Source organism: Candidatus Tisiphia endosymbiont of Nedyus quadrimaculatus, from assembly GCF_964059235.1.
In the GTDB taxonomy this organism is placed as follows: Bacteria; Pseudomonadota; Alphaproteobacteria; order Rickettsiales; family Rickettsiaceae; genus Tisiphia.
The window spans coordinates 696,991-708,506 of sequence record NZ_OZ060452.1 but is presented as its reverse complement, the minus strand read 5'-3'; the positions used below and the strand labels follow the sequence as shown (position 1 = coordinate 708,506).

Sequence of the window (11,516 nt, the reverse complement as noted above, 5' to 3'; positions counted from 1 at the left end):
TATACAACAATATCCAAGTTAATTACTGCCACTTAAGCAGCTTCAATGTGATTCCCGCCGTTGCTAAGAATGATTATAAATGGATTGCTTCGTCGCCACTAAAGTGCCTTCTCGCAATGACGTGTGGGTAAAAGTACTGTCGTCATTGCGAGGAGGCGTAGCCGACGAAGCAATCCATATATGACATACTAGTGATCCACGCGGGCAAAGCCTACACGGGAATGACATCGTTTTTTGTTACCCTGCACCACCGCCACCACCACTCATACCACCACCGCCTCCAGAACCCATACCACCACCGCCTCCAGAACCCATACCACCACCGCTACCGCCACCACTAGAACCTGCCGTACCTTCATCAGCTTTGCCACCACCATCACCACCACCTGAATCTTTTGCTTCTTCTCCTCCTTTCCTTGGTTTTTCTAAAGGATTTTTCTGCGGTGGTTTTCCACCGGAACTTTTTGAAGCATCGGCAATAAACTCTGCCCCTTTCTTAACCATATCAACTATCTTAGTAGGACTAGCTGTTACGGAATCCATGATAGGACCACCAGTAAGCTCGGCGGCAAACTGACTAATTGATTTTGAAAAATAATAAAAAATAATTGAAAAAATTAATACATAAAGTAACTCTACTAACAGTGATACAACATCTATAACAATTGATTTAATTGGAAAAAGAATTAAAAGATGCTTCTCCCAACCTTCCCCTGAATAATATCGTAATAATTTATATCCGGCACTATTTTTACAATCCTCAGTATTAGTATTTGGTAATCTAAGCTCAAAAGTACTAAACTGAACATCACTGTTATACTTATAGTCATGCCTCATAAACTCACAATTCTTGTATATTGCCGAATCATACATAGTAAGTAACAATGCAATAAAACCAGCTACCACTGCGGGTTGCACTGCACAAGATATACAAATTTTTAGCCATGCATCAAAATATGCTTTGGTTCTAGTAAATAAAACCATAGGAATAAATATAGGAGAAATATAGGTCATGACATATATGGTAACTAGACATACTAAATAGTGTGTTATAAAATATAAAATTATTGAAACAAATATTACAGAAAATATTATTCCAGATGCTACTATTATTATTTGTCCAGATAATAATAAACCAAACATCACAGTAAAAAATCTGAATCCGCCAACCTTACTCAATGCCTTTGGTGCTTCGTCTCCAGGTTTTTTAAAGTTTACAGCAATACCTTTAGTTCCACCCGGCACATTATTAGGAATACCGTTTAAAACGGATTCTGTATTATAATATAGCCCCATACCCAAATAATAACCTATCCTACAATCAACAGCATCCCAAAGTGCATAAAACTTATAACCATCTTTATACTTACTAGTATCGTACTCACATAATCCTCGAGAGCCACCAGCATTAAAAACTATTTGGGCAAATTGTGGAGTAAACTGCGTGAGTAATGGTAAACCATACTGAAGCATACCATTTTCGGTAGTTTCCTTTCCATCCTTAAAATACGCTGGTCCAAGACCTGTAGCAAAATAAGTGACAACTACTAGCTTCATAACAAAAGATGCTATTTTATCTAAATTACCATATTCTTTGCTTAAAATCATATTAACAGCAAAAAACATAACATATAATATTAACGCCGCCCTAATAGATATTTTCAAAGATTCTTGGAAGGTTGAGAAAGGATTAAGGGCAGTCAAACTAATCTTATCATTTTTTGGATCACAGCTACTATAACGAAAAAAAACTTTATCAAGAGTTTCCTTTACACAATCTACAGCTAAGCCAGAAAAATTAAGTAATGACTGACTCCTTGTAGTACCCATATAACAAGTTTTACCTATATTCCGGCATTGTTCGTTTGGTGGTGGTATCGGAGCTGGTGTGGTAGTACTTTTACAAGCTAGTGGAAGTTGTCCTTTTGAGGTAGACATGACTAGGCACAATCTTGTATCAACAATTTTTACTGTTAAAATAATATCTTTTAATAAAGTATTTCCACCTAAATCAGGATTATTATCAGTGCTTAACTCACTAAGACGCTTAGAATCATTTAAATTAAGAGTAATAACTTTACACTCTAGAAGACTACCATCTTTATTTTTTAGACAGAATTTAAATTGTGGGTCAGTTGCATCACACCCATTAGGAGTACCGGTCATATCAATACTATATAGAAGATGTCCGTAAGCTGTGTTTTGTCTTAAATAATCATCTACTGCAAATGAAACTGATGGACACGGATCTCCAAAACCAGCAAAAACTTTGCTTGAAAAAAGTACCAAACAACATTGTATAAAAATTTTTATGACTTTACCAAGTGGGCAAGTTTTAAGTAGGTATAACAGCCCTAAGGTGTCATTCCTGTTTCCCTTAATGCCATCCTGCTTCGGTGCGAGATCTAGAATATCTAAAGCACCCTTCCGGTCTATTTCTTTAGATTCCCGCCTACCCACATAACATCGAGGACTATTATACCTACTTAAACTTGTACAGTTGGTGACTTTATGAATTTTCATTAGAGCCATCTTTTTTTACATTAGTTCTAGCAGTTGTAGTTTTCTTAGCTGGTCTAGTTTTAAGATAGCTCTCCTTCCTAGCTTTTTCCTCACGATTTTTTATTTCTTGTTTAATGTCACCAGCCTTTCCAGCTTGCACCGTAGAATCCTCAAGTCCTCCCAAAGTTTTAGAAAGTAACTCATGGGTCTTTTGCTCTTTTGGTAATTCCTTAGTAGGACTTGCTTTCTCTACTGTCCTTTCTAATTCTTGCGTATTTGTAGCTATCTGTGGTGACCTATTAACAAAATCCTCTGTTTCTACTATTTTACTAGTTGGAGGTAGAATAGGTTCGTCAATAGTCTGCAAATTAACCCTTGATTCCTTTGAAGAACCTCCTGCATTTGAAGCACTCGATTCAGATACACCAGCTGCAGTAGATTCTGCTATATGACGGGCTGGAGAGATAGGCAGTCCACCACCACCTAGAGACTTACCACCACCTCCTCCTGCTGTTGATACAGTATCTCCAGATGAACCGCTGGTGTCTAAGGTATCTCCTGCTGATTCACCACCAGTAGCTTTAGTATCTCCAGCTGATCCACCTCCACCACCTAGATCCTTAGTACTAGCACCTCTAGCTACTTTATCAGCCGCCTGCATTTTACCAGCAGCTCCAAGAGCAGCCATACCGGCTTTGTATATTGCTTGTGGATGTATGGCAACACCACTAAGAGGTACACCTTCAGTCATATCAGCTGCAAACTCTGCTAATTGGCTACTAAAGTGATACATTAAATACAAAGTAAAGCAGGCAGTAATTAAAGCTAGAGCAATATCCTTAATTTTCTCAAAAACTAGTTTGGGTGATACAAAGAACATACCGGGTCCCATAATAATACCCTGCAAAAACGGGTATTTAGATAAATGATCGCTTGTACTACCACTACCTGGTTTTTTTTTGACAATCTCATTGAGGTTATCTTTAGCAAAATCAAAAACTGTTTCTATTGGATTATTAAGCATATAACCTAGGCTATTTTTACAGCTTTTAACATCGTTTTGATCAATATATCCATCCCAATTATTATCAACATAAAATATTTTTACCTTTCTTTTTCCATCTCCCCCACTTTCTATACTACTTTGTATAGGGTTACTTTTATATTTACAGTGACCATAAAAACCGAAATCATAAACTGAAAACATCATAATCATAAAGGTTGCCACTACCATAGGTTGTAGTAAAAATGATATTAATAACTTTACCCATGATTCAAAGTAACCACGAGTATATTCAAATAAAAACATTGGCACAAAAAGAGGAGCTAAAACACCTAATATTACTATAGATATCATGCACATCACTGTAGCATTCACCATAAACGCTCCAACAGAAATCACTAATAAAGGATAGGACAGTGCCAAAGATACTAGAGTCATGTTACCTGAAATAATAGCAGGAATCAGTAAATATACATAAGGTGGGGCTGAGAAACTAAAAAAGTCAAAATTCTTGAAATCATGATTTTTATATTGATTTTCTACCAGTAAGGTTGATAGGATATCTAATCCTAAATAATGGCTTACATGACAGTCTAATGAATCCCATAATGCCATATAAGAAAGATTTTTATCGTAAACTTCTCCATCAAATTTACACAACTCTGATGGAGAAGCATTCATAACCCAACCAGCAAGTGTATCTATTCCTCCTAATAATAAAGGAAAGGCCCATTGTACCATACCATCTAGTCGATTATAGTCAGAATTACTACCAGGAGTAATGTTTATACCTACAGAAAAATAGGTTACAAACAACATCTTTAATACAAAATTAATTATTTCATTTTTAGGAGGAACATCACCAGAAAGTATAATTTTAAAACCAAAGAAAATTACATATATAGTCAATAAAGCGGTAACAGTGCGGTGCATATTACGTTGAAATTGAAATAATATGCTACTTTCTCTTTTGCTTGAATTAATTACTTTATTAATATCATCAAATGTACAAACATCTTTACTAACCAGTAATCTTGCTGTCATTTCTTTAATACATTCTATTAATGGTGAAGAGATAACTATGGCTGTTTTAGAATTATTATAAGCTCTTTGGTAACAACTAGAAGATGACAAACCACAATCAACTATTGCCATTGGGTCAGTAGCGGTATTAGAACCTTTCTTAGTCCCATCATCAAGGCTCATAAAAGTTGCATAAATCGATTCAGGGTAAGGTTCTCTAATATACTTACAGCCAACTGATACCCAATCTGCTAATATAGTAGGAGCAGCTACACACATGGTATCTTTTATTTTTACTACTTTAAAAATAACTGGTATAGGTACGTCCAACATTACACTAGAATAACCATCTTTTGTGTCCTTATAAATAGTATGAAATGATGCTTTATTGCTCTCCCATGCTTTTAGAATATCTTTCCACGGATCAGAACCGGTTAATACGGCCTTAGCAATAGCAATAGCAGAAAGGGTTATCGCCTTCGCTCTAACACCTATTAGATTAACATTATTACACAATGCAAAGGTTAATTTAGGGTCATTTGGATCAATTTTATTATTTCTTGCACATTGTCCTCCAGGGTAATCTCCATCAAATAATTCATGGTCATTTATTTTAAGACGTAGCATGGTATTTGCATATAATCCTGGCGAGATTATATTAGCAACAGCAAAGGTGAAAAATGATGCCGGTATACAAGTGTGAGAAAATTCCGTACGTAATAAATCACCGATACCTTGAGTTTCACAGGTCAAACCTGAAAGAATATCAATTATAGTATCTAAAGTACCTTTTGGTTTTGGTTCTTCTGCATAACTATTATGGACAACAGTAAAATTTAGTAGACTGCATAGCACTACTATTCTAGCAAATATTTTTGCTCCACTAAGTAAATTTTTTATAAAATTATAATGCATAAATTAACTAAAGTGATTTTACTTCCTCATAAAATACCGGTAACCATTTTTCAGGATCATCACCATGTTTCTTTCTAATCCGATCTAACAATAACACTGTTTCAACCCGACCAGAAAGAACATTGATAATATCAGTCATACCATCTAAACTTATTTTTGCAACAACTGCATCTACCCCCTGTTTTATTAAGAAATAACGCGATGTTGGATCTGTAGTTTTTATCAAAATATATTCACGTTGACTAAGCATAAAAGCACTACGATAAATATCAGTTGCCTTAAGGTTTGGTAAGAATATTTGTGTCGCAGTTTGTTGGATCAAGGTATCACTAATCCTGCTTTTAGCTGCATCTTCAACACTTTGGGTAGCAAAAATTACAAAAGTATTTAACTTACGCAAAACTTTTAGCCAGTCCTTAATTTTGGGAGCAAATACTGGATTATCAATCAAAGCCCACGCCTCATCAAGAACTATCATAGTTCTTTGACCATCTAAAGAAATACTAATTCTATGGAAAATATATAGTAGCACAGGAGCAAGACTAACTGGATCTTTTAACAGTTCAGTCATATCAAAGCCAAATACTCGAGCTTGCTGCAAATCAATATTATCTGCCTCATTATCAAATATTCTAGCATGAGAGCCTTTACCAACCCACATAGCAATCCTGCCTGCTAAGCTATTAGGACCATCTATGCCCAAAAATGCTACAACATTTTTTAATCTTCTATCTTTTTTCTCTAGTTTAAAATTACCACTTACTGCTTGTGATAAAATCTTATTATCTTCTGATGATAACAACTCTCCATTAGAAGTAACCAATACTTTAAGCCATTCTAATATAAATGTTCTATTCTCACCAGTATCATCAAGTTGCAAAGGATTAAAGTTACATTCTCCTCCTGGATCAATTGTGGTATAAATCCCATTAAGTGATCTAATAAATATTTCAGCACCGTGGTCTTTATCAAAGAAAAACATTCTAGGTTTAAATTTTTGTGCTTGTGCACATAAAAAATTCATTAATACTGTTTTACCAGCACCAGTTGGACCAATGATCAGAGTATGTCCAACATCTCTAACATGAAAACTGAAATAAAAAGGAGTTCCCGAGGTAGTATCGAGTACAGTTACATATTCTCCCCAGTGATTATTAAAAACCTTACCTAATGGATAATTATGCATAGATGCAAAACTAGCCATGTTTAAAGTATTTATAGTCGAACCCCTTACTATATAATCCATATTTCCAGGAAGCTGCCCCCAATAACTTGGCTCCATATTAATTCTTTCTCTAACCGGTTGAATTCCAGAATTGGAGAGTTCAACAGAAGCCATAGATAGGGTATCCTCAAGGGATTTTAAATTACTATCAGAGCATAGAAGCGAAAAATGATGTTCTCCAAAACCAATATCACCACTGGTAGCCATATCAAGTGCTCGAGAAATTTCAGCAACTTGTGATACAGCTTTATCCTCTGCTTGAATCATTCTATTTTGTTGTAGTTGCATTTTGCTAATCGCCACTGTCCTATTAGCAAAAACAAAACTTTGGGTCATTACAAACTCAAAAGGCATTTGTAAAAATCCGTCAAAGATTCCAGCTGACGTAGATGGTCCATACTCTAAAATACTTAATATACCGGCATATCTTCTACCCTTTGGACCACGTGCTTCTATAGATCTAGAACCAAAAAACAATCTATGGGTTGGAAGATATTGGTCTATTGAATTTCTTGGAACGGTCATTTGCATTGAAGATCCACAATTCACCAAAGTACCTAAGAATTCCATAATATCACAACAATAGCCACTATTCGATTTGCGTACGCCAAGTAACCTCGCCGAATAACTATGGAATGTATTAACTACTCTTGAGGACATTTCTCGCAAACTATCCTGCATATCTCGCATGTCATTTTCCCAAGCTGATTTATCAGACTTTTGCATCAACTTTTTAATGAAATATTCGATTATAGCAACCCCAGCTTTATCTGGTCTATAAAGAATACTCACATATAATTCATTAAAAAACGACCTAGAACCTGCATGTTTCTTACGCCATTCATTTGATAAATAAGTTGTGAAATCATTAGGTATTTTTATGGTAGGGTCAGAGGTATATTCAAGCCCATCAAAAACCACTGGTTTGCGTCTCCTGATCGTGTGGAAATACATCACAATATTGCCTGATGACATATTTTTAAGTAACGCATTTCTGATATTTTTTTTAATATCTAAATCTTCATCATCAGCTGTTTCAAAGGAAAAACCACCTATTTTTACTACTTGTAATAATTCATTATTTTTAGTTAAAATAGTATTACTATCCCAATGGCATTTATAAGGAATAAAATGAGAAGTAGGTTTTTCTTTCCTAGATCTCGACTCTTTGGCTGTTTTTGTTACAGATAATTTTATCATTTTGTCATTTTATACTTTGTTCTAATACTACAGTTGTAGTATCACTAGATTATCAGTAGTAAAAACGATGTCCCCCTACGAAAGCAGGGGTGACAATATTGTGAGTAACTACAACTGTAGTACTAAATACCGTATGAATTCGCTCCATAGAATGATTTATTAGGACACTGACTACATCTAGAAGATTTATTTAAAAGCAACTCTATAAATCTTGGTTCTTTAAAACATATTACATACCCTATCATATGAATCACAAAAGCAACAAGCAAATTCATAATACTATTACTTTGAATAAATAATGACATAGATATAATCATATTAAGTGCTGCAAATTTTATACTCACACCAAATATCATTGCGGGTCTTGTTAAACCGACAAATAACGGGTCTGATACTAAACTGCCTGACATAAATTACCCCTCTTTTGCTTTTTTACCAAAAATTAAATCTATAACTCACTCATATTCTTTACTTATAAACATACTTAACAATATCGAATCAGGGAAAGCCGAATTGAGAAAATGTACATAATTGGTACTGTTTTGAACAGCACTTAAAGCTGCTTCAAGCAAGCCAACTTTCTCAGGATCAACAGTATTATTCAACATCTCTTTCAATACATTAACATCTTGTATTCGTATATACTTCTCTCCGGCAAATTCTAGCCCATCACATAATAATACTAAATGATCTGCATCTAATGAGGAAGCAATTATCGAGGCCGTCAGATTTACATCCAGTAGATGAGTATTACCTTTTTCATCGCTAGCTACTGGTGTTATAACAGGAATAATATTGCTATCTTCAAAATTTATTAAAATCTCAGGGTTTATTATAACTGGTTCACTGACAAACCCAATATCTATTACAGCTTGATTACTGTCTCTCCTATGTGATAATTTGGATTTCTTAGCTTGAATAAGATTAGCATCTTTGCAAGAAATACCAATAGCATAACAACCTAAACTACAGAGCTTTGAAACTATACGCTTATTAATATAGCCAGACAGAACCATTTCCATAATCTGCGAACTTTTATAATCAGCTACCTTAATATTATTGATAAATTTTTCATCACAGCCAAACAATTTTAGCGTATCATTTACCAAATTAGTATGATCATGAACTATAAAGATTTTAATGCCACAACTGTCAAGTAACTGTATTACCTCTGCAAAATTCGTTAGCAATTTGTCATCATCAATAATTAATGACGGTAGCTTAAATACCATAACTTGATCTCTAACTTCACTACTACGTCTTATTATGTCTTTAATTAGGCTAGTATCTTTGACATGGGCAAAACCTTTACCTTCCTTTTCTTTATAATTTAATGCATTTTGCCAAATTAAACTGCAATTCTTTTGCACCTTCTTTACTCCTGCTACTTGTATAAATTACATTACATGAGTAGCCTAAAGTTGCAAGAAAATTCTGTGTTACCGTCGTTAGGTTTTCTCTATGTGTTACCTTATCCGACTTTGTAAAAACAATTTGGAAATCTTTATTATAAGAAAGTAATAATTTAGCAATCTCTATGTCATTTTGCTTTATTCCTCTTCTAGCATCAATCAATAAATTTACTAATTTGAGGTTTAAACTCGTTCTGAGATAATATGCTATTAAGGTTTCCCACTGCTGCTTTATATATATTGGTACTTCTGCAAAGCCATATCCAGGAAGATCAACTAACATAAGTTTATCGGCAAGGGAGAAAAAATTTATTTGCCTAGTACGACCAGGAGTATTAGACACCCTAGCAAGACTTGAATTATTGCATATACTATTAATCAAACTTGACTTGCCAACATTTGATTTGCCGACAAATGCAATTTCTGGCAAAAATATGCTAGGAAACTGACTTATTTTTGCCACACCAGCGATGAATTTTGCTTCTTGACGGAAAAGTTTTGTAACCTTATCAACCGACATTATTGTCTAACTTATTGATGTAATATTGCTGAATTATTGATAAAATGTTATTCCAAGACCAGTAAATCAGCAATCCTGCTGGAAAACTACTAAACATTACTAAGAAAACCAGCGGCATAAATTTCATTACTTGAGCTTGAACTGGATCAGCTAGCTCTGGACTCATCCTTTGCTGTAGAAACATAGTCAGAGCCATAAAAATAGGCCATACACCAATCATCAGGAAGCTTGGACAAGTAAATGGTAGTAATCCAAACAAGTTGAAAATTGTTGTTGGATCATTAGCAGATAAATCTTTTATCCAACCAAAAAATGGTGCTTGACGCATCTCAATAGTTACATTTAACACTTTATAAATTGAGAAAAATACTGGGATTTGTACAATAATGGGGAGACAACCAGCTATGGGATTAACCTTTTCTCTTTTGTACAATGCCATAACTTCTTGGTTAAGCCTCATTTTATCATCAGCATATAGAGCCCTAATTCTCTCGACTTCAGGCTGAAGCTTTTTTGTCTTTTTCATCGAGCGATATGATTTATTAGCTAGAGTAAACATTAGCAGTTTTATGATAACAGTTACAATCAAGATACTAACACCAAAGTTACCAACATAGTGATAGAAAAAGTTCATGGCATTAAAAACTGGCTTAGTAATTATATAAAACCAACCAAAGTCAATTGCCCGATCAAATAACGTAATATTATATTGCTTTTCGTATTTATCTAATAAATCAACTTTCTTTGCTCCGGCAAATAATCTTTGTGATATAGTAAATTTGTTTCCTACTTCTATAGTTTGAGTTGGTGAGATGAAGTCAATCTGATATTTTTCAATACCGTTTTTTATTACACAATTGAAATTAGAACTATACTTACTAATTTTATCAGGAATTAAGGAAGCTAGCCAATATTTATCTGTTATGCCAATCCAATCAACAACGCCTTGCGGAAACTTTTCAATCTTTTTATCTTTTAAGTCATCAAAGGAATGTTCTTTAAGCCTACCATCAATAGCACCAATTGGTCCTTGATGCAGGATATTAGCCACTTTCTCTTTGCCAGTATATTTACGGTTAATTAGTCCATAATACTGAACTGATATTGGCTGTTTACTATCATTCACCGTAGTTTGATCTATGGTGAACAAGTAATTACTATCCATGCTGATAGTAACCAAGAATTTAACCCCATCTTTGTTGATCCATGATAAATTCACAGGTTTTGTAGGAGTAAGCTCATCACTATCAGCTTGCCAAAGAGTTTCACTGTCAGGAAAAATATTACTACCAGTTTTATCAAACCAACCCATTTCTGCAAAATAGGCTTCTTCTGACTGAGAATGAGCAAATAATACAACAGGCTTACTATCTTTTGATAGATCTTGCTTATACTTCAATAAAACCAAATCATCAAACCTTAACCCTTTTAAAGCAATCGATCCAGAAAGTAATTCTGAGTTTATCTGAATTCTCTTGGTAGCAACAAAGGATTCAGCTTCTTTAGAGGCTTCTACTTGAACATTCTTTTTCTTTAACTCTTGAACTTGCTTATTATATATTTTATTTTGCTGTTCTAATTTTTGTAATCTTGGTTTATCGTAAAAATATTGCCATCCAAAAATAATACCAAGGGACAAGACAATGGCAGCTACCAAGTTAACTATGTTATGATTCATCACGGTCTAAAAATAATTTAAGTTTACTAGAATATATC

At 34.3% G+C, this 11,516-nt stretch carries 7 protein-coding genes; all 7 read right to left on the bottom strand.

Annotated features, from left to right (window positions below):
* Positions 1–237 precede the first annotated feature (237 nt).
* Positions 238–2,523 carry a type IV secretion system protein gene (locus AB3211_RS03500; RefSeq protein ID WP_367364716.1) on the bottom strand — a complete coding sequence of 762 codons (2,286 nt, stop codon included), beginning with the start codon at positions 2,521–2,523 and terminating at the stop codon, positions 238–240.
* Positions 2,510–5,443 carry a type IV secretion system protein gene (locus tag AB3211_RS03495; protein WP_367364715.1) on the bottom strand — a complete coding sequence of 978 codons (2,934 nt, stop codon included), beginning with the start codon at positions 5,441–5,443 and terminating at the stop codon, positions 2,510–2,512. Before AB3211_RS03495 ends, AB3211_RS03500 begins: the two co-directional genes overlap by 14 nt.
* 7 nt (positions 5,444–5,450) lie before the next feature.
* Entirely contained in the window at positions 5,451–7,865 is a 2,415-nt protein-coding gene (locus tag AB3211_RS03490) for a VirB4 family type IV secretion/conjugal transfer ATPase (protein ID WP_367364812.1), read from the bottom strand.
* A 125-nt stretch (positions 7,866–7,990) separates the two neighbouring features.
* Positions 7,991–8,278: a VirB3 family type IV secretion system protein gene (locus tag AB3211_RS03485; protein WP_341753466.1), complete on the bottom strand. Its 288-nt coding sequence runs from the start codon at positions 8,276–8,278 to the stop codon at positions 7,991–7,993.
* Positions 8,279–8,323: 45 nt separating this feature from the next.
* Positions 8,324–9,238, bottom strand: coding sequence for an acetylglutamate kinase (locus AB3211_RS03480; RefSeq protein WP_367364714.1), 915 nt, complete (start codon positions 9,236–9,238; stop codon positions 8,324–8,326).
* Positions 9,192–9,800 (bottom strand): ribosome biogenesis GTP-binding protein YihA/YsxC, encoded by a 609-nt coding sequence (gene yihA / locus AB3211_RS03475; protein WP_367364713.1) that lies wholly within the window; start codon positions 9,798–9,800, stop codon positions 9,192–9,194. The genes AB3211_RS03480 and yihA overlap by 47 nt, the downstream gene beginning before the upstream one ends.
* The gene (yidC, locus tag AB3211_RS03470; protein WP_367364712.1) at positions 9,790–11,478 is read right to left on the bottom strand and encodes a membrane protein insertase YidC; all 1,689 of its coding nucleotides are present in this window, start codon (positions 11,476–11,478) and stop codon (positions 9,790–9,792) included. Before yidC ends, yihA begins: the two co-directional genes overlap by 11 nt.
* Between the last annotated feature and the right edge of the window lie 38 nt (positions 11,479–11,516).

Excerpts from the sequence above, each read along its gene's own strand:
- AB3211_RS03500 (WP_367364716.1), bottom strand. The coding sequence starts at position 2,523 with ATGAAAATTCATAAAGTCACCAACTGTACAAGTTTAAGTAGGTATAAT.
- AB3211_RS03495 (WP_367364715.1), bottom strand. The coding sequence starts at position 5,443 with ATGCATTATAATTTTATAAAAAATTTACTTAGTGGAGCAAAAATATTT.
- AB3211_RS03485 (WP_341753466.1), bottom strand. The coding sequence starts at position 8,278 with ATGTCAGGCAGTTTAGTATCAGACCCGTTATTTGTCGGTTTAACAAGA.
- yihA (WP_367364713.1), bottom strand. The coding sequence starts at position 9,800 with ATGTCGGTTGATAAGGTTACAAAACTTTTCCGTCAAGAAGCAAAATTC.
- yidC (WP_367364712.1), bottom strand. The coding sequence starts at position 11,478 with ATGAATCATAACATAGTTAACTTGGTAGCTGCCATTGTCTTGTCCCTT.